The sequence below is a fragment of the Stenotrophomonas sp. 2694 genome (genome assembly GCF_040548715.1).
Lineage (GTDB): Bacteria > Pseudomonadota > Gammaproteobacteria > Xanthomonadales > Xanthomonadaceae > Stenotrophomonas > Stenotrophomonas indicatrix.
In genome coordinates this window covers 29,297-48,007 of record NZ_JBEPSG010000022.1, presented here as the reverse complement: position 1 = coordinate 48,007, position 18,711 = coordinate 29,297, and the positions used below count along the sequence as shown (strand labels likewise).

The 18,711-nt window shown below is 62.0% G+C and carries 15 protein-coding genes; 7 read left to right on the top strand and 8 right to left on the bottom strand.

Features of this window, described 5'->3' with window-relative positions:
- Positions 1–185 precede the first annotated feature (185 nt).
- Positions 186–1,913 (bottom strand): type IV-A pilus assembly ATPase PilB, encoded by a 1,728-nt coding sequence (gene pilB / locus ABIA73_RS18420; RefSeq protein ID WP_354276140.1) that lies wholly within the window; start codon positions 1,911–1,913, stop codon positions 186–188.
- A gap of 17 nt (positions 1,914–1,930) precedes the next feature.
- Positions 1,931–4,984, bottom strand: coding sequence for a fused MFS/spermidine synthase (locus ABIA73_RS18415; protein WP_354276139.1), 3,054 nt, complete (start codon positions 4,982–4,984; stop codon positions 1,931–1,933).
- Positions 4,985–5,501: 517 nt separating this feature from the next.
- On the opposite strand from ABIA73_RS18415, the gene ABIA73_RS18410 reads away from it, so the two are divergent.
- The 3 genes from ABIA73_RS18410 (at position 5,502) to ABIA73_RS18400 (ending at position 8,840) form a co-directional block, all read left to right on the top strand.
- Positions 5,502–6,374, top strand: a complete 873-nt coding sequence (locus ABIA73_RS18410; RefSeq protein ID WP_032975170.1) for a glycosyltransferase family 2 protein — start codon at positions 5,502–5,504, stop codon at positions 6,372–6,374.
- A gap of 101 nt (positions 6,375–6,475) precedes the next feature.
- Positions 6,476–7,600 (top strand): glycosyltransferase, encoded by a 1,125-nt coding sequence (locus ABIA73_RS18405; protein WP_354276138.1) that lies wholly within the window; start codon positions 6,476–6,478, stop codon positions 7,598–7,600.
- A complete protein-coding gene (locus tag ABIA73_RS18400) occupies positions 7,590–8,840 on the top strand; it encodes a lipopolysaccharide biosynthesis protein (RefSeq protein ID WP_354276137.1) in 1,251 nt (416 codons plus the stop codon). Before ABIA73_RS18405 ends, ABIA73_RS18400 begins: the two co-directional genes overlap by 11 nt.
- Here ABIA73_RS18400 and ABIA73_RS18395 read toward each other — a convergent pair.
- Entirely contained in the window at positions 8,803–9,918 is a 1,116-nt protein-coding gene (locus ABIA73_RS18395) for a glycosyltransferase (RefSeq protein ID WP_032975173.1), read from the bottom strand. The two genes, ABIA73_RS18400 and ABIA73_RS18395, sit on opposite strands and share 38 nt — an antisense overlap.
- On the bottom strand, positions 9,915–10,802 hold the full coding sequence (locus ABIA73_RS18390; RefSeq protein WP_051584899.1) for an FkbM family methyltransferase: 888 nt from the start codon (positions 10,800–10,802) through the stop codon (positions 9,915–9,917). The genes ABIA73_RS18395 and ABIA73_RS18390 overlap by 4 nt, the downstream gene beginning before the upstream one ends.
- 81 nt (positions 10,803–10,883) lie before the next feature.
- Between ABIA73_RS18390 and ABIA73_RS18385 the strand changes: the two genes are divergently transcribed.
- Positions 10,884–11,996 (top strand): glycosyltransferase family 4 protein, encoded by a 1,113-nt coding sequence (locus ABIA73_RS18385; RefSeq protein ID WP_354276136.1) that lies wholly within the window; start codon positions 10,884–10,886, stop codon positions 11,994–11,996.
- Here ABIA73_RS18385 and ABIA73_RS18380 read toward each other — a convergent pair.
- The 3 genes from ABIA73_RS18380 to ABIA73_RS18370 all read right to left on the bottom strand — a co-directional run bounded on the left by ABIA73_RS18380 (position 11,990) and on the right by ABIA73_RS18370 (position 14,805).
- A complete protein-coding gene (locus ABIA73_RS18380; protein ID WP_354276135.1) occupies positions 11,990–13,894 on the bottom strand; it encodes a hypothetical protein in 1,905 nt (634 codons plus the stop codon). The two genes, ABIA73_RS18385 and ABIA73_RS18380, sit on opposite strands and share 7 nt — an antisense overlap.
- Positions 13,894–14,298: a pilin gene (locus tag ABIA73_RS18375; protein WP_032975176.1), complete on the bottom strand. Its 405-nt coding sequence runs from the start codon at positions 14,296–14,298 to the stop codon at positions 13,894–13,896. Before ABIA73_RS18375 ends, ABIA73_RS18380 begins: the two co-directional genes overlap by 1 nt.
- 93 nt (positions 14,299–14,391) lie before the next feature.
- Complete coding sequence (locus ABIA73_RS18370; protein WP_032975177.1) at positions 14,392–14,805, bottom strand: pilin; 414 nt, start codon at positions 14,803–14,805, stop codon at positions 14,392–14,394.
- Positions 14,806–15,156: 351 nt separating this feature from the next.
- Between ABIA73_RS18370 and ABIA73_RS18365 the strand changes: the two genes are divergently transcribed.
- From ABIA73_RS18365 to coaE, 3 genes are read left to right on the top strand one after another with little or no spacing between them, the layout of a single operon-like run.
- Positions 15,157–16,416, top strand: a complete 1,260-nt coding sequence (locus ABIA73_RS18365) for a type II secretion system F family protein (protein WP_032975227.1) — start codon at positions 15,157–15,159, stop codon at positions 16,414–16,416.
- A gap of 7 nt (positions 16,417–16,423) precedes the next feature.
- Entirely contained in the window at positions 16,424–17,287 is an 864-nt protein-coding gene (locus ABIA73_RS18360) for a prepilin peptidase (RefSeq protein WP_025874291.1), read from the top strand.
- A gap of 11 nt (positions 17,288–17,298) precedes the next feature.
- Positions 17,299–17,910, top strand: coding sequence for a dephospho-CoA kinase (coaE, locus tag ABIA73_RS18355; RefSeq protein WP_354276134.1), 612 nt, complete (start codon positions 17,299–17,301; stop codon positions 17,908–17,910).
- A gap of 51 nt (positions 17,911–17,961) precedes the next feature.
- On the opposite strand, the gene ABIA73_RS18350 is transcribed toward coaE, so the two are convergent.
- Positions 17,962–18,348, bottom strand: coding sequence for a hypothetical protein (locus ABIA73_RS18350; RefSeq protein WP_025874288.1), 387 nt, complete (start codon positions 18,346–18,348; stop codon positions 17,962–17,964).
- Positions 18,349–18,711: the final 363 nt, after the last annotated feature.

Genomic DNA, 18,711 nt, shown 5'->3' with positions numbered 1-18,711 from the left:
GCGCCATCCACGCATGGCGTGGATCTACTGGTTGCCCATCCACGCATGGCGTGGATCTACTGAGCGCTGACCGCCATCCAGGCACGGCCTGGATCAACCTGCCGTTCTGCGTCGAAATGGTAGTGCCGGCCGCTGGCCGGCAACCCCGTGCACCGCCCATCCACGCATGGCGTGGATCTACGGCATCAATCCTTGGTGACGCGATTGATCTCGGCCAAGCTGGTCACGCCCGCGGCCGCCTTCTTCAACGCCGACTGCCGCAGGTCATTCACGCCGATCGCCTGCGCGGCCTCGGCAATCTGCAGCGCGTTGCCGCCCGCCAGCACGATGGTCGCGATCTCGTCGGTCATCGGCATCACCTGGTAGAGGCCGGTACGGCCCTTGTAGCCCTCGGTGCATTCGTCGCAACCCACCGCCTCATACAGTTCGATGCCTGCATCCAGCTGCGCCTGGGTGAAGCCCTCGGCCAGCAGCGCATGCTCCGGCAGATTGGCCGGGCGCTTGCAGTTCGAACACAGGCGGCGCGCCAGGCGCTGGGCAATCACCAGCGTCACCGAGCTGGTGATGTTGTACGGCGCGATACCCATGTTCATAAGGCGCGCGATGGTCTGCGGCGCATCGTTGGTATGCAGCGTGGACAGCACCATGTGACCGGTCTGCGCAGCCTTGATCGCAATTTCCGCCGTTTCCAGATCGCGGATTTCGCCCACCATGATGATGTCCGGATCCTGTCGCAGGAACGAACGCAGCGCCGCGGCAAAGGTCATGCCACGCTTGTTGTTCTGCTGCACCTGGTTCACGCCCGGCAGGCGGATTTCCACCGGATCTTCCGCGGTGGAGATGTTGCGGGTCTCGTCGTTGAGGATGCCCAGCGCGGTATACAGCGACACCGTCTTGCCCGAACCGGTCGGGCCGGTCACCAGCACCATGCCGTACGGCTTGTGGATTGCCTCCAGGAACAGCTTCTGCTGGTCCGGCTCGTAACCCAGCTTGTCGATGCCCAGCTTGGCCGCGCTGCCATCGAGGATACGCAGCACCACCTTCTCACCGAACAGCGTAGGCAGCGTGCTGACGCGGAAGTCGATCTGCCGGGTCTTGGACAGGTTGAGCTTGATGCGCCCGTCCTGCGGCACACGCTTTTCGGCGATATCCAGCTGCGCCATCACCTTCAGGCGCGCGGCGATGCGCTGGTTGAGCTTGTTCGGCGCGCGCGCGACCATCTTCAGCAGGCCGTCGATGCGCAAACGCACGCGGTAGTCGTCTTCGTAGGGCTCGAAGTGGATGTCCGACGCGCCCTTGCGGATCGCGTCGACCAACACCTTATTCACGAACTTGACCACCGGGGTGTCGTCGCCCTTGGCGTCGATACCGCTGTCGGTGCTGGCCATGTCGTCGTCGCCACCGCCAACATCGAGGTTGGACATGCCATCGTCATCACCACCCAATGCATCACCGATGGTGTCGTGGCTTGCATGCCACTGCTCCAACGTGCGGCGAATCTGATCCTCATCCACCAGGATCGGCTCCACCACCAGATTGGTGTGGAACTTGATCTCGTCCAGAGAATGGGTGGGGTTGCTGGTGCCGACGAACAGCTTGCCGCCGCGTTTGAACAGCGGCAGCACGTTGTGCTTGCGCAGCAGCTCCTCGCTGACCAGGCTCATCGCGTTCTGGCTGCTGTCGAACGTGGAAACGTCAAACAGCGGCATGCCGAACTCGAGCGAATTGGCGGCAGCCAGTTGGGCAGCGCCGACAACCTTGTTCTGGGCGAACCAGGTCGGTAGTGGCTGGCGCGCAGCGGTGGCCTTGGCCATGGCATCACGGGCAGCGGCTTCGTCCAGCGCGCCATCCTGGACCAGGCGGCGGGCCAGCCCAGTGATGCCGACGAGGTTGGCAGTGATAACGGCGTTCATCTCAGCTACTCCAACTATTATTTGCTTCCAGACCGCAAGCTTACGCTCTCAGTCGGATCGGTTCCCATACCTGGGGCCGGACTCGCCGCTGGGGCTTCCTGCATCGAAAGGCGCGCGAGCAGCTGCAGGATCGGGTCACTTGAAGCGATAGGTGGCAGGTGCGGGGTATACGTCGAGTGAAGGATCTTCGCCAGTTCCGGCTGCTGCGTCGCCAGGGCCGCATAATGCAGGCTTCCCAGTACGTAATGGCTTGCGATTTCACTACTCAATACACCGCGCGCGCCCGGGCCGCCCAGCATCCGCTGCCCGATTGCCAGGACGGCTTCTTGGTCATCCTGCGAGGCTGCCGCAACCAAGGCGAAAGCATCCGCTACTGCAGAATCCTTTGGGGCACATTTGACCCACGTCGGCTTCTGCCACAAGTCCACCTGATCCCCAGCCGCCATGAACGGCACGGTTTCAATCGCAAGCGAATAGATCATGTCGGCAGAACCCACCGGATCCTTATCCAACGAGCAAGCCTCTGCACGCGACCGAAGCACCTCTGCATTCAGCGCATCGCTAGGCGTCACGTTGACCGTCAAGTTCCCCTTGCCATCAACGATAGCTCGGCGAAGCTCACGCGCAGCCCGATTCTTGGAGACAACACGTAATGGCAGCCCACTTCCGCCAGTCGCTTCATCATTGATCGGCCTCCTGGAATGACCGGCAAGAAGCTTCGTAATCGGCCACGGAGCAACGCTGATTCCACCGAAGTCGGCAACTTGGTCGTTGCGGAATCTGGCTTCAGGCGCCTTCAGTTGCAGGAGCGGGAAGTAGTCGGAGTTGGCGCGTGCGGGGTATTGCTGAGTGAAGGCAATCAAACCACGACGGTCCATCACGAAGCTGTCCTGAAGGTCGTGCAGCGTCTTCACTCCAACTCGAGCCAGGTCTGCCTGCAGGAGTTCGCTATTGAATGCATCGGCACCCAATGCCGGAATCCTGCCTTTCGGCGAAGCCACCAGGATCAGATCACTTTCATTGGCCAGATAGGCCCTTACGTCCGAAAAATTTGCCAGCATTCCAGTGATCACCGAGCTCACGAGCTGCGGGTTGATCTCGTACAGCTGTAGCCACTGAACGAACAAGCCGCCGGAATTCAGTTGTCCCGGGACGAATGAATAGAATTCCCTGCTGAAAAGGGACGCCGTCCCCCCCATCCACGGGTTGGAGGGTTCTGACACGATCAGATCGTATTTCGTCGGCGACGCGGAGAAATATGCCTTCGCATCATCAATGACGATGTTGGAACGAGGGTCTTCGTAGGCGCGCGCCACCTTGCTCCCGAAGTGACGGGCAGCCTCCACCATCGCCGGTTCGATTTCCACTGTATCCACACGGCCAACATTGCGACTGCCCAGCAACGAGTGGGTTGTCATGCCTGAGCCGAATCCAATGACACCAACATGTGGATACTCTGCTTTGAGCGAGAGAGGCAATGCAGCCAACAGGACCATGGTGGACTCGTCAATCGCAGGCGGCGCCGACGGATTGATCGTCAAGCCCGCGTCGACCTTTCCGTTAGTAGAAATCGAACGTGAGATCGCACCATCACCACGAGCGGGCTCCTCGTATACCGCTACCGTGGCCGTCTTGCCGTCCTTGGAGAAGATCACCTTGGTGCCCTCTGCCAGCATGGACCGACCATGTCTGTATACGGAAGAATTCAACATAAGCGGATCGAAGTGCACAAACATGAGGGCGCACGAAATGCCCGCTGCGGACAAGCCTGCCGCCCAAGCGATCTCCCTGCGCGCGCCAAACCCGGAAATCGAATAGCGCTTCAACAGAAGCATGCCCAACAGCAGATCAATCGCGGCCGCAACAGCCAGCGCCAGCTTGAGGCCCAAGCCAGGCAGCAGAAGGTGAGCCGCGAGAAGAATACCCACGATCGCGCCCAATGTATTGAAGGCGTACACCTGCCCGATTGCGCGCTCACCATGTCCCTGCCGCAGCAGCGCGAGGGTCAGCAATGGCAGCGTCATGCCGGCGAAGAACGCTGCGGGGAACATCACCAGTAGCGAGATGATTCCGCTGGCAACATTGTAGAGACCGTAGCCTTCACTGCCACGGACGATGACGCGCATGAGCCAGCCGACCCACTCGAACGAGTGGGCGTAGACGAACATGGACGCCAGTGCGGCCAGGCCCATCCACACCTGGACCCAGCCTGCAGTGCGCAGGGGAGAATCGAGGCTGTCCGCACGGGATCGCAGCCACAATCCGCCCATGGCGATGCCCGCGATGAACGCAGCCAGCATCAGTTCAAATGCATGGATGGTCGTGCCCAGGGCCAGCGAAAGCATGCGGACCCAGGTGATTTCGTACACGAATGACGACGCACCGGTCAGGGCGGCAACCAGCAGGACGAACATTGGCAGGCGACGCCTTCTGCTGCCCTGCGCTCCATGCGAGGTCGCAACAATTGCCGGCGATTCCGATTTCGTCAGCGGATAGATGAAGATCGCAATGAGGACATTGAGCAATCCAGCCGTCATCATCGCGCCGGGCAGGCCTACGCCGGGCAGGAGCAGATAAGTGGCCACCAGCGCACCCGCAGCAGCACCGATGCTGTTGGAGAAGTACAGACCGGAGAGCACCTCCCCCTGCGCCCCCTCCTTGATGCGGATGAAGCCCGCGCTCATCAGCGGGAATGTAGCCCCCAGCAGTATGCATTGCGGCAGCACTAGAGCAGTTGCCAGGCTCCAGCGCACAAGCTGGACACCTTCAACGCCTATCCCCGGGAAGACGCTCGTGTACGCCCAGCGGGTCAACGCACCGTAGGCTGGATCAAAGGCAAGCCCGAACAGACCGATGATCAGCTCAATAGCCGCATATGCCAGCAAGGGGCGGGCAAGCAGCTCACTGCGCCGGCTGACAAGCCAGGCGCCGCATGCCATGCCGCCCATGAAAAGCAACAGGACGAGAGATTGCGCGTAGGAGGAATGTCCGAGGAACAGTCCCAGGTAGTGGGTCCAGATTGACTGGTATACGAGGCCTGAAAAGCCCGAAAGGACGAACAGCCACAACAACAGCACGCCACTAGGCGACGACGAAGATCTCAAGCCGTTCTCCCCGAATATCGTTGAATATAGGGCGCCCATATCCCCACAGGCACCCTGGTGACATCGTAACAGTTGCGTGCACTACCAGCGGCAGACCTTTTAAGTGGCCCTAGCCAGACCCCGCCCCCATACACAGTGCGTGTCAGCCCTGCCGATGTATCGATGCCCCTTGAAGGCAACGAAATGGATCAACATCGGGGGAGTAAGGCTGCTTGACGGCGGCACCATCCAAGGACCATGCACCTTCAGCATTGCTGCGCAGTAGCAGCTCCTTGCCCACGCACACTCCGGCCCGGGGTCGCCCACCGCTTCCAGTCCGACAGGCACACTGTGGGCTCCCCCTGAGGTGATCGCTCTCCCAAGCCCCCCCCGGCCTGATCCGCGCACATGACGGCAATCAGCGACCGCATGAACTGCAACCGCCAGCAGCCCATTCAGGCACCATGGCGGAGTAAGATTGGACAGGGGAAAACGGGGACACGCATTGAATCAGCTCAGTATCATCCTGCCAGCAAAAAACGAAGCCGAAGGTCTTCTTCGCACGCTTCCGGCACTCCGGCAACTGTACGCTCACGCCGAGATCATCGTCGTGGATGACGGCTCCACTGACGCCACGGCAACCATAGCCCACGAGCAAGGCGCGCGGGTGCTTTCCAGCCCCTATTCCATGGGCAACGGCGCCTCGATCAAGCGAGGCGCGCGCATGGCCACCGGGGACATTTTGGTGTTCATGGATGCCGACGGGCAGCATAGCCCGAGCCACGTCGCCGTCCTGCTGGAAAAGCTGGAAGAGGGCTATGACATGGTCGTCGGTGCCCGCGACAGCAGCGGCCAGGCCAACGTGCACCGTGGCTTGGCCAACCGGTTCTACAACTGGCTAGCGAGCCACATGACGGGTTTTGAGGTCATGGATCTCACCTCCGGCTTCCGGGCCGTACGGGCAGGGCGTTTCCGCGAATTCCTGCACCTGTTGCCGAATGGGTTCAGCTACCCGACCACCAGCACGATGGCCTTCTTCCGCAGCGCCTACCCGGTAGCTTACGTCCCCATCCCCGTGGGCAAGCGAGTGGGCAATGGCAGCCACATCCGCCCCATCAAGGACGGCATCCGCTTTCTGCTGATCATCTTCAAGATCGCCACGCTCTATTCACCGCTCAAGCTGTTCGCACCCGTCGCAGCGGCGTTCTTCCTGCTGGGGCTGGGCTACTACGGCTATACCTTTACGACCATGCACCGCTTCACCAACATGAGCACTTTACTGTTCAGTGCGTCAGTGATCATCTTCCTGATCGGCCTGATCTCGGAACAGATCACCGGCCTGACTTACCTCGCGTCGCGCAAGGACTCCCAACCGTGACAGCAGGGGGCGGGGCCACTGCAGCCCTTCCAAAACTCCTGGTCGTGGCGTCCACCTATCCGCGCTGGCGAGGCGACCCGGAACCTGGATTCGTCCACGCCTTGAGCCGGGACCTGACCGCCCACTTCCAGGTCACAGTGTTATGCCCGCATGCCCCCGGTGCAGCCCACCGGGAGCATCTGGACGACGTACAAGTCATCCGCTACCGCTACGCACCCGAAGCGCTGGAACAGTTGGTCAACGGCGGAGGTATCGTTTCCAACCTGCGGCGGCGCCCGTGGACGCTGGCGCTGGTACCCAGCTTCCTGTTTGGCCAGTGGTGGGCCGTGCGACGCGAACTGCAGCGGCATCGCCACCACGCCCTCCACGTCCACTGGATCGTGCCACAGGGCTTGACCAGCGCCCTGCTTCCGAAACGGCTGCGGCCGCCGATGCTGGTCACTTCCCATGGCGGCGACCTGTTCTCGCTGCATGGCCGAATGTTCCAAGCGTTGAAGCGCTTCGCGCTTGCCCGCGCACAGGCGGCCAGCGTGGTCAGCGAAGCAATGATCGCGCCGATGCAAGCGCTGGCGCCGCACCTACCCCTGTTGGTCTCCCCAATGGGCGTGGATCTGCAGCATCACTTCACGCACTCCACGGCTGCACGCGCAAGCAATGAACTGCTTTTCGTCGGCCGCCTGGTCGAGAAGAAGGGCCTGGTCTATTTGCTGGACGCGCTGCCCACAGTTCTCGCCCACCACCCTTGCACAACACTTACCGTCATTGGGGATGGCCCGGAACGCGAGGCACGGCAATCCCAGGTGGAAGCCCTAGGACTGCAGGACCATGTGCACTTCCTTGGCGCCCTGTCGCAGAACGCTCTGCCGGCGCACTATCAGCGCGCAAGTGCTCTGGTCGCCCCTTTCGTGCAGGCCCGCAATGGCGACCAAGAAGGGCTGGGGCTGGTCTCCGTCGAGGCTCTCGGCTGCGGCTGCCCGGTGGTAACCACTGACGTCCCTGCGGTACGCGATGCGTTCCCGACCGCCCCCCCGCGCTATCTGGCCCCGCAGCGCGATGCTGAGGCCCTTGCGAGCGTGCTGGTGCAGTTGTTGGATGCGCCGGAAGAGGCCGAAGCTTGGGCCCGAGCTCAGCGCCCTGCCCTACTGGCGCGATTCGATCACGCCGAAGTCGCCGCCAGGTATGCCCGGCAATTGCAGACCATCATGGAGGCAGCGAGTGCCCCTTGAATTGCCGCGTCTTGGCAAGCTGGCCAGAACCTCGATCTTGGTGATGTTCTGGCAGAGCGTCCGCATGGTCTGCCTGGCCGCCTGGATCCTCGTCGGTGCGCGCGTGCTGGGCGCGGACAACTATGGCCTTTTCTCCGGCACGGTCGGAACCGCGTCGGCCCTAGCTGGTCTGGTGGGGCTGGGCGGCGGCATGCTGATGTACCAGTACGCTGCTGCAGACCGCGCACGCTTTGCCCGTTACTGGAAACAGTGCCTGCTGCTCTGCCTGATGAGCGCGCCACCCCTTTCCCTCGTCTTCTGCCTGCTCAGTGCCGGGCTACTGTCATGGCCTGCGCTCTGCCTGGTCGCGCTTTCGGAAATCGTCGCGTTTCCCTTCGTGACCAATGCCGCGTTCGCCTTCTCCGCAAATGATCGGATGGGATGGTCAGCCGCGCTGCCTGCGCTGAATGCAATGCTACGGCTGGCCGCGATCTGCATCTTCAGTGCCCTGCCATCGTCCGCAGCCCTGACCGGTTATCTTCTGCTGCATCTGGCATCGGCCGCCTGCAGCGCATTATTCGCATTGCTGGCGGTGCGCCACCTACTGAAGCCAGGACCGGCGCAGCTGCAGATCAACCGTAGCGACCTGATCCATGGCACCGGCCATGCCGCCGCATGGAGCTCATCCGTGGGGGTAACCACCCTGGACAAATCCTTCGTGCTGCACACCAGCGGCAGCATGATTGCTGGCCAGTATTCGGCCGCCTACCGCATCGCCATGGTCCTGGCGATGCCACTAGATGCCATGGTGATGTCCGCCATGCCGCGTCTGTTCCGCGCCCAGCAGGACAATGTCCGTTACCGCCGTCTGGTCACCTCGATGGTACTGGCAGCGCTTGGTTACGGCGCCATCGCCAGCCTGGTTCTGGCCTATTGCGCCCACCTGCTGCCGCATCTGCTCGGCGGCGAGTTCACTGCCGCCATACCGGCCCTGCAATGGATGGGGCTGTTCGTCGCCGGCTACAGCCTGCGGCAGATCGGCTGCAACACGCTTGTAGGTCGAGGCTGGAAGATGCGCAGGTTCCTCATCGAAGCCCTCGGACTGATGCTGATGGCGGTGCTTTCGGCTCTATGGATACCGGCACATGGACTGCAGGGCGCAGTATGGATGATCATCACCGCCGAAGCCGTGATGGCCTCCCTTGCATGGCTGACCGTCCCCTTCAGCCCCGCGCCTGCATACGCACACGCGCAGCACTGAACAGGTCAAGGTACGCGCGGCAGGCGGCGTCGATGGAAAAAGCACTGCTGTGTGCCCGCAGTACCTCCGCAGGAACCTCACAGCGCCCGTCGACAACATTGCGCAGTGCCTGGGTCAGTGCAAACACATCCCCTACCGGCACCAGTTGCCCGTACTTTCCTGCACCGAGCACCTCGGCCGGGCCATGCGGACAGTCGGTGGACACCACCTGGACGCCGCAGTGCATGGCCTCAACCAAAACGTTGCCAAAGCCTTCGTAATCCGAACACAGCACCAGCGCCCTGCCTCGCGCTATCCACGGCAGTACGTCCGCTACACGCCCGGGCATCGCGACGTCCTTCTGCAAGGTGCTGGCCGCCACCCAAGCTGAAAGATGACGCCCCTCCTCGCCCTGCCCCAGTACCAGCAGGCGTGCCCGATGAGTCTGTCGCAACCGCGTGAACGCCTCCCACAACAGGTCCAGGCGCTTTTCCGCTGACAGACGCCCGGCATAGATCAACACCGGAACGCCATCATCGGGGAACGGCCACAGCTGCTTGGGCAAGGCTTGAGCGCGGCGAGATGCGCGCGTGATCGGATTGTGGATGACCTGCACCCTGGAAGCAGGAACGCCAAGCTCCCCTTCCATATCCCTGGCCAAGGCGGCGGAAACCGCGATCATTCCCTGTGCGGCTGGCATTACGATGCGCATCAGCCAGCGGATGATCTCCCGCTTGCAACGCGCGTAGCCACGCGCCGCCTTCCGCGGAGCGGACAGTGAAAGATGCTGGGCAATCACCACGGCTGTTGTGGGATACAGTAGTCGGCGCCAGAAAACGACCCAGATGGCCACATCATTGGCAGTGGTGACGACGACGAGGGGACGCTGCTTGCGAATCAGCCACGGCAGCCGCAGCAGCAGCTGCCAGGCACCGGCAGGTGCGATGAAGTCAACCTCGCCAGCATCTCCCGGCCCACCCAGATCGCGGCCCGCAATGATGCGCGCCGCCTCCCCTTGCTTCTTGAAGCCACGCAGCAGATTCAGCTGCACTCGCTCCAAGCCACCAGGCTCCCAGCGGCTGGCCAACAACCAGATCATGCCGCTTCGACCGCTCTGAGCGGCCCAGCGATACAGATGACATCCTGGTAGTCACGCAGGTCTGCAATTTCGATCCTGACCAATCGACCTTGGGCTTCCAGCCGGTGGAAGCGATATCCCAACGGCTGCAGAAACGTGAGGATGTCCCGGCTCTGATAACCCGCTGCCACGCAGGCCTGTTCCTGTACCTCAACGGCAATGACCGGGAGAAACCGACGCACGATGTTCAACCCACCCTGCAGGCACGGGAGCTCACCGCCTTCGATATCGATCTTCAGCAAATCCAGACGGGTCAGCCCGACGCGATGGGCGACGTCCTCCAGCGTAGTAATGTCGGCCACACCGACACAGCGATCCACGCTGGCATTTCCATACAGGCTGCCAAGGCCCTGGTTGAACTCCACTCCGTCGGTCTGCCCACAGGATGCGTATATCGGCAACTGACCAGCCTGGGCCGCGAGTCCTTGCCGGTGAACCTGTACTGTTTCCTGCAGACCATTGATCTGTACGTTGCGCTGCAACTGATCAGCGATCCCGGCGATGGGCTCGATGGCTATCACGCAGCCGCTTGGCCCCACGCGATTTGCGCAAACCAGGCTTATCTCGCCGATGTTGGCTCCGACATCGATCACGGTCATGCCAGGTTCGAGAATTCGATCCAGGAGTGAGACCAGGTGGATGTTGTAGTAGCCCATCCAGAACATGCGCCGTTGCATGTGCTCGGCAAGATCCAGTGACACGGTAAACCGGCCGTCGAAGTCATCAATGATCTGCCGCCCGCGCAAATGCCGGAACAGCCTGCGCAACGCACTCTGGGCCACGCCGGGCCGCTCGCCAACGCGCAGGCTGTTGCCCATCTGCCGAAGCACCGTCATCAGCCCCATCGCTTTTCCCCAAGGTGACTTTCCACCTGCAACTGCCCATCATGAGGTACTGCCCGCAAGAATAGCCCTACAGGTCCGTCCATGCATGTCCTCATGCTCTGCAAACGGCAGTACACCGGAAGGGATCTGCTTGATGACCAATACGGAAGGCTGTACGAACTGCCGGAGGGTCTAGCCCGCCATGGTTTCGCGGTCAGCGGCGTCACCCTGAGCTATCGCCCCCGGGCAGAACGGGAGCATCGATCCCCAGCGGGTGTGCATTGGAAATCGCTCAACGTCAGGCCCAAGGGTCTTCTTGCCCTGCCTGCTTCCATTCGGGACATCCACCGACGCAGACCCGTGGATGTCGTGCTGGCAGGCTCGGACGCCCCCTGCTGTATTCTCGGCAGTAAGATCGCAGAACGTCTCGGCGTGCCCTATGTGCTTGATCTGTACGACAACTACGAGAGCTTCGGACTGAGCCGTATCCCCGGCGTCACCACCGCCTTCAGGAACGCATGCGCATCGGCAGACGGGATCAGCGCCGTCACTCACACGCTGGCCGCCTACCTCCGCACCATCGTCAACCCATGGTTGCCCATTGAGGTGATTGGAAATGCGGTGCGAACCGATATCTTTCGCGCGCTCGACAAACAGGAATGCCGCAAGGCGATGGGCCTGCCAGCGCACGCGCGCTTGATCGGTTGTGCTGGTGCCATTGATGAAAGCCGGGGCATCGCCGACTTGTTCCAGGCATTCCAACAGCTGGCGGAACACGATCCCGACCTCCACCTGGTGGTTGCCGGGCCCGGGGACGGAACAGCCGTGCGCTTCGCGCACCCCCGCCTGCTGGATCTGGGTGTACTGGACTGGAAGCGCGTACCGATCCTTCTCAATGCGCTGGACGTAGCCATCACCTGCAATCGGGACTCGGCCTTCGGTCGGTACTGCTACCCGCTCAAGCTCGCCGAGAGCCTGGCGTGCCGGACGCCGGTGGTCGCCGCCGCTATAGGAGACGCCGGCGCACTGGTGGACAATGCGCCCGCCTGTCTCTATACGCCCGGAGATACCCGTGGCCTGGCTGGGGCCATCAGCGATCAATTGTTCAGCCCAAAGTACCCCGACTCAGTAGAAATATACGACTGGAGTCATCGGGCAACGGCACTGGCGGACCTACTCATCCGAGCAGTGGCGACGACAGGCACCGCTCACTGAGGAGGCTTCGCGGGAGAAGCCACCGGCGGAGCAGTTTCGATTCCCAGCTGCTTCGCGGTCTGTCTGGCCACTGCGGCCTGCTGAAGGTGGCCTTGGCGTTCCATCGTAGAGATCATCTTCTGCACATAATCAGGCGAACCCAAGCTTTGCTCTACTGCCTTGGCGAACGCCCAATCGGCCATTGCTGGATTACCAGCACGGGTCAGGGCGTAGTCACCGAACTGAGCGTAACTGCTGGGCGGCAACGTGGTGCGATCAAACAATACACCAAAGGCTTCCATCAGTCGGCCATCATCCAATTCAAAACCTTCGTAACGACTGTTCATGAGCGAAAACAGTGCGCCTCTTACTTCTGGGGCAATAGGCTGTCGTCGCAACTTGCCAATCAGGCGCTGCCACCAGGCATCCGGGACCGGACGCCTCGCCTGGGTGGCCGCGAGGATCAATCCCTGGTCGCTGATGACCGAGCTCCCCGGCAGAGCGGCAGAGCGCTCGAACTGGCTGATGGCCAAGTCTACAAACGGAGAATCCAGATATCCGTCAGACATCTCCAGATAGATCGCACCCAGGTCGTTGGCCGCACGCGCCGAGCGCGGATTCTCCACCGCAAGGTCAGAAGCAAGCAGCAGAGGATCGCCCCATATGCTGGAACGGATCAACGATGCGCCTGACAGCAGTACGACAATCGCAGCCACGACCGCCCGGCGAACGAGAGGCGATCCAACACGGATGTTGACCATGATCGCCGCCACAGCCCAGAGGATACCCAACAGCGCAAGATAGTTGCGATGCTCGAAAATCAACTCAAGACCGATGACATTGCTGGTCAACAGATGGGAAACAAAGAACCAGAGCACCCCCAGACAGAGCAGTGGCGCCCTGCGTCTCAAAACAGAAACTCCCAGCACAAGCGTCAACAACACCAGGCCGGAGAGCAGGGTCGAAGCCGGATGCAACCAATCATGCGAGGGCTGGAAGTCGTCGTAATAGAAAGTCAGCGAGGTCGGTAGCGGCAGGAGTACTTGGGTCAGGTACATGCACAGGACGCGCAGCTGACTCAGCAGGCGCTCATAGGTTCCGAAATCGCGCCCGGGGTAATTGTCAACCCAGTAGGTCGGGACCACGACGAAGAGGAACCCCACTATCGCCACGATCAAGGCAACAGCGCAGAGCGACTTCCAAAAACGGATCACGTGCGGCGAGCGCGCCCTGAAATGCAGTACTCCCCACTCCAACAACACGCCATAGGCAGCGACCAGAACGCCCGATTCCTTGGCGAGCACCCCCAGCAAAGCGAGCGGCAGACATGCAACGAACCAAGGCCATGCGCGGCGCTCCTGCATCTGCTGAGTACGTGCCTGCAGGTAGCACAGCAGCGTACCGAGCATGAAGGTCGCCGCAAGCGTCTCCATCCGCTGCACGACATACAGCACGCTCGAGATCTGCAGGGGGTGAATGGCCCATATGAATGCCACGACAAAACTGATGCGCAGCGCCACAGTCGGCGTTGCGGTCTCCAGGAGGATCAGTATCCGGCGGGTCAGCAGCAGCACGAGCACAACGTTGACCAGGTGCACTAGCACGCCGATCAGTTTGTAACCCCAAGGGTCCAGCCCTCCCAAAGCGTGATTCAGCGCGAAGCCAGCCATCGACAGCGGCCGGGCGCCCAACAGACCGCCGGGCTCGAACGAGGTTGCCGCCTGCAGGATCGCCTGCCATGTCAACGAATCTGCATGGATAGCCCTGTTTTCAACGATGGTGCCGAAATCGTCAAAGAGGAAGGGGCCACGCATGCCGGGCCAGTAGATGCCGGCAACCAGCAGCAGGACAACCGCCAACCACAGGTAAGACGATGCGAACAGGCGCTTCGCGCGTGTGTCATTCGGAGGCAGCGCCATCAGTTGCAGTCGCGAGGCCGGGCGTAGGAGGGTATATCCGCATCGACCTTGCACTGCCAGACGCCTGACGAATTGCGTGCAATCTGCACCGTCTTGCCATTGATGATCGGATTGCCCTTGAGGCGGCAGCGGATGCTGCCGGTCTCCGACGAATCCATGCTCATGGTGCAGCGTGCGGTGCTGGACTGAAGGCCGATATCAGACAACTGAAAAGTGGTGATGTTATTGGCAAGTATCTGTGATTCGAACATGGTACGGCCGCCGGCCACCTCGGCCAGCCCCGCAGTTACCTGCGATTTCGCCACGAACATCTGGTACGCAGGCACGGCAATGGCCGCCAGAACCGCAATGATCGCAACCACGATCATCAGCTCAATCAACGTAAAACCACGCTCCCCAAGCATGGCGCCTCCCCTTGGATACTCTTGATTTTCCATGATGAAAAACGAAGAAGGGGGCGAATTCGCCCCCTTCTTCAAACACCTGCGAGCCCGCTATCAGCAGCCGGCCGGCTTGTAATCAGCCAGCTTGGCCGATGCGGTGCAGTTCCAGGCACCGGAAGCGTTGCGGGTGAGGGTGACGGTCTCGCCGACGACCTTCGGGTTACCCTTCAGGGTGCAGACGATCTTCTGGCCAGAAGCATCGCTCCAAGCGCCGCTCGGGGCAATGCCGCAACGCGGGGTGTTGGAGTTCAGACCAAGGTCAGCAGCCACCGGGCTACCAGTTTTGGTGCCCGACTGGATGCCTTCTTCGAAGGCAGTCACGCCGCCGCGGATGTCGGCCAGGCCGGCAGTGACCTGCGACTTGGCGACGTAGTTCTGGTAAGCCGGCAGCGCAATGGCGGCCAGGATCGCGATGATCGCGACGACGATCATCAGTTCGATAAGGGTGAAGCCCTTCTGGTTCTTCATAGTCGTACATCCCCAAGATAGTGGTGGTTGAGTCAGTGCACAGGATCGGTCCGACCTTCGGCCGGCTGAGCGGGTCCTGCACCTGCGGGTGGATCAACGCAGGTTGCGTGCCAACCCCGGCACGCCTCCCCCTGGATTTCCCCGCGCCCATGATGGCAGCAATTTCGTGGATGGGAACCCCCCGTATGCGAATCTGCGATGGACGCGGCAATGTGACGCAGTGCGTCACCTTTGGTCGGCGGCCGGCACGAAATTGCATTCCGGCCCGCTCGGCAACTGCCCAGACGGCAATGAACCCGCTACCATCGGCAACTGGATGCCCGTCTGGGGATGGCGGGCCGGGGAGCCAACATGTCTGTCAGTCGCAGTGCGATCAAGAAAGAACCGGTGGCGCGCGCCACCATGGAGCTGCAGCCGTTTGTCTGGGAGGGGACCGACAAGCGGGGCGTGAAGATGAAGGGCGAGCAGCTGGCCAAGAATGCCAACCTGCTTAGGGCCGAACTACGCCGCCAAGGCATCAATCCGGGAACGGTGAAAACGAAGCCGAAGCCATTGTTCGGCGCCGCTGGTAGTGCGATCAAGCCCAAGGACATCGCCTTCTTCAGCCGTCAGATGGCGACAATGATGAAATCCGGTGTGCCCATTGTTGGCGCCTTGGACATCATCGCGAGCGGGCATAAGAACCCGCGCATGAAAAAAATGGTTGACTCCGTGCGTACCGACATCGAGGGCGGATCCTCCTTGTATGAGGCGGTCAGCAAGCATCCGGTGCAGTTCGACGAGCTCTACCGCAACTTGGTGCGGGCGGGCGAAGGGGCGGGTGTACTTGAAACGGTGCTGGACACCGTTGCTACTTACAAAGAGAACATCGAAGCCCTGAAAGGCAAGATTCGCAAGGCACTCTTCTATCCCGTCATGGTGATGGCAGTAGCGCTCTTGGTCAGCAGCATTCTGCTCGTTTGGGTGGTCCCGCAGTTCGAAGATGTATTTAAGGGCTTCGGCGCCGAACTGCCTGCCTTCACTCAGATGATTGTCAACCTATCCAGATTTATGGTGTCTTGGTGGTGGTTGATACTGATCGCTTTAGTTGGAGGCATTGTTGGGCTGATCGCCGCCTACAAGCGCTCACCAAAGATGCAGCACGGAATGGATCGCCTGATCCTGAAGGTGCCAGTGATCGGCCAGATCATGCACAACAGCGCCATTGCGCGCTTCGCCCGCACCACGGCAGTGACCTTCAAGGCCGGTGTACCGCTAGTGGAGGCGCTCGGCATCGTGGCTGGCGCTACCGGCAACACTGTGTACGAAGAGGCGGTGCTGCGGATGCGCGATGACGTGTCTGTCGGCTATCCGGTCAACGTATCCATGAAGCAGACCAACCTGTTCCCGCACATGGTCATCCAGATGACCGGTATCGGCGAAGAGGCTGGCGCCCTGGACGCCATGCTGTTCAAAGTGGCTGAATACTATGAACAGGAGGTCAACAATGCTGTTGACGCCCTGAGCAGTCTGCTGGAACCGATGATCATGGTATTCATTGGTACCATCGTCGGCGGCATGGTCATCGGCATGTACCTGCCGATTTTCAAGCTCGCTTCCGTCGTCGGATAAAACATACATGGCATTTCTTGACCAGCATCCCGGCCTCGGCTATCCCGCCGCGGCCGGCCTGGGACTGCTTCTGGGCAGCTTCCTGAACGTCGTCATCCTGCGCCTGCCCAAGCGGCTGGAATGGCAGTGGAAGCGCGATGCGCGCGAGGTTCTGGAGGAGCCGGACTTCTACGAGCCGCCCCCACCGGGCATCGTGGTCGAGCCTTCGCACTGCCCGCACTGCAAGCACAAGCTGGCCTGGTACGAGAACATCCCGCTGTTCAGCTGGATGATCCAGGGCGGCAAGTGCCGCCACTGCAAGGCGCCCATCTCCATCCAGTACCCGCTGGTGGAGGCCCTGACCGCGGTGATGGTGCTGGCCTGTGTGTGGCAGTTCGGCTTCGGCTGGCAGGGCTTCGGTGCGATCGTGCTGACCTGCTTCCTGATCGCCCTGTCCGGCATCGACCTGCGCACCCAACTGCTCCCGGACCAATTGACCCTGCCGCTGATGTGGCTGGGGTTGATCGGTAGCATCGACAACCTGTACATGCCGGCCAAGCCTGCCCTGCTGGGGGCTCTGCTGGGCTACCTGTCGCTGTGGTCGGTGTGGTGGCTGTTCAAGCAGCTGACCGGCAAGGAGGGCATGGGCCACGGCGACTTCAAGCTGCTGGCCGCGCTGGGCGCGTGGTGCGGCATGAAGGGCATCCTGCCGATCATCCTGATGTCGTCGGTGCTGGGCGCCCTCATCGGCTCGATCTGGCTGTACAGCCGCGGCCGTGACCGGGCGACACCGATTCCGTTCGGCCCCTACCTGGCACTGGCCGGCTGGCTGTTCTTCATGTGGGGCGAGCCCCTGCTGAACCAGTATCTGGTGATGAGCGGGCTGCGCTGAGGGGAGTCCCCATGAGCCAGTATGTGGTGGGTCTGACCGGCGGCATTGCCTCGGGCAAGAGTGAGGTAACCCGGCGCTTCGAGGCGCTGGGTATTGTCGTGGCCGACGCCGACCTGGCCGCGCGCGCGGTGGTGGCGGTGGGCAGCCCTGCCCTCGCCCTGATTGCCGAGCGCTTCGGTGCAGACATGCTGCTCACCGACGGCGCCCTGGACCGGGCGCGCCTGCGTGCCCACATCTTTGCCGACCCGGCCGAGCGGACGGCGCTGGAAGCAATCACCCACCCGGCCATCCGCCGGCTGATGCAGCAGCAGTGCGAGCAGGCCGCCAGCCCCTATGCGCTGGCGGCGATCCCGCTGCTGACCGAAGTGGGCGGTCGCCAGGCCTATCCGTGGCTGGACCGGGTGCTGCTGGTGGATGCCCCGGAAGCCGTGCAGCACGCCCGGCTGATGCAGCGCGACGGCATCGACGCCGCGCTGGCGGACCAGATGATCGCCGCCCAGGCCACCCGCGCGCAGCGCCTGGCGCTGGCTGATGACGTGGTCGTCAATGATGGCCATCCGGATGACCTGCAGGCGCAGGTCGAGCAGTTGCACGCGCGGTACCTGGTGTTGGCGGCAGGGTAATCCTGCAGGTCTATCGGCACCGCGCGAACGCGCATCCACGCATGCGTGGATCTACTCCAGCTGCTGGCGGGCGTAGCGCGCCAGTTCGCGGGCGGCCAGCAACAGACCTTCCACTACATCCGGCGGCAGTTGCTGGCCTGCGCTGCCCTGCACGCGTGCCGCTTCGGCGGCGTGCAGCATCTGGATCAGCGCATTGAGACCGGCCAGGGTACGGCTGAGGCTGGCCAGGGTTACGGCCTGCGACGGACTAAGACCGGTGCCCTTCCGGGTCTGGCCATCGGCGTTGTCGCGGCCATCCATGCGTGCCATCAGCGCGGGCAGCAGGTCGCTGGGTTCGGCCAGTACGTCTTCGATGCGTTCGGCGATGTCGGCCGGCAACTGATCGGCGGATTCGCCAACCAGGCGGCGCAGGTTCGGATAGGTAGTGCGTGCAGACATGGCAATGCTCCTCGCAGACGGCAAGGCCACCCGCGGATGCGGGGTGGCGGACGGTGCGGGTTGGCGTACCGGAGACCCAACAACTCGAAAGCAAGGAAAAAGACTCCAGCGGACTCTTGCGAGTCCCCACGCACCGCCCGCCGAAGCAGAAGGCATGCGATGCATTTTCCACGATGGCCAAAGCGCATCTGGAGCTTTCAAGTTGTCGGGTTTATTCAGGACGCCAATCCCGGCCGGGGCGATGACCCCGACCGTGCCATCTCGCCAGCTGCATGCATTGCGGTCATGAGGCGAAAACGCCATGCGGGCCAACCGTCTGCGGAACCGTGCGGTGCGACACGCGCAGGGCGCGGAATGCATCAC

Coding starts and splice junctions, on each gene's coding strand:
- ABIA73_RS18390 (WP_051584899.1), bottom strand. CDS start 10,802: ATGGGGCTGATGACGGTGCTTCGGCAGATGGGCAACAGCCTGCGCGTT.
- coaE (WP_354276134.1), top strand. CDS start 17,299: ATGAGCCAGTATGTGGTGGGTCTGACCGGCGGCATTGCCTCGGGCAAG.
- ABIA73_RS18385 (WP_354276136.1), top strand. CDS start 10,884: ATGCATGTCCTCATGCTCTGCAAACGGCAGTACACCGGAAGGGATCTG.
- ABIA73_RS18380 (WP_354276135.1), bottom strand. CDS start 13,894: ATGGCGCTGCCTCCGAATGACACACGCGCGAAGCGCCTGTTCGCATCG.
- ABIA73_RS18370 (WP_032975177.1), bottom strand. CDS start 14,805: ATGAAGAACCAGAAGGGCTTCACCCTTATCGAACTGATGATCGTCGTC.
- ABIA73_RS18395 (WP_032975173.1), bottom strand. CDS start 9,918: ATGATCTGGTTGTTGGCCAGCCGCTGGGAGCCTGGTGGCTTGGAGCGA.
- ABIA73_RS18360 (WP_025874291.1), top strand. CDS start 16,424: ATGGCATTTCTTGACCAGCATCCCGGCCTCGGCTATCCCGCCGCGGCC.
- pilB (WP_354276140.1), bottom strand. CDS start 1,913: ATGAACGCCGTTATCACTGCCAACCTCGTCGGCATCACTGGGCTGGCC.
- ABIA73_RS18365 (WP_032975227.1), top strand. CDS start 15,157: ATGTCTGTCAGTCGCAGTGCGATCAAGAAAGAACCGGTGGCGCGCGCC.
- ABIA73_RS18350 (WP_025874288.1), bottom strand. CDS start 18,348: ATGTCTGCACGCACTACCTATCCGAACCTGCGCCGCCTGGTTGGCGAA.
- ABIA73_RS18375 (WP_032975176.1), bottom strand. CDS start 14,298: ATGCTTGGGGAGCGTGGTTTTACGTTGATTGAGCTGATGATCGTGGTT.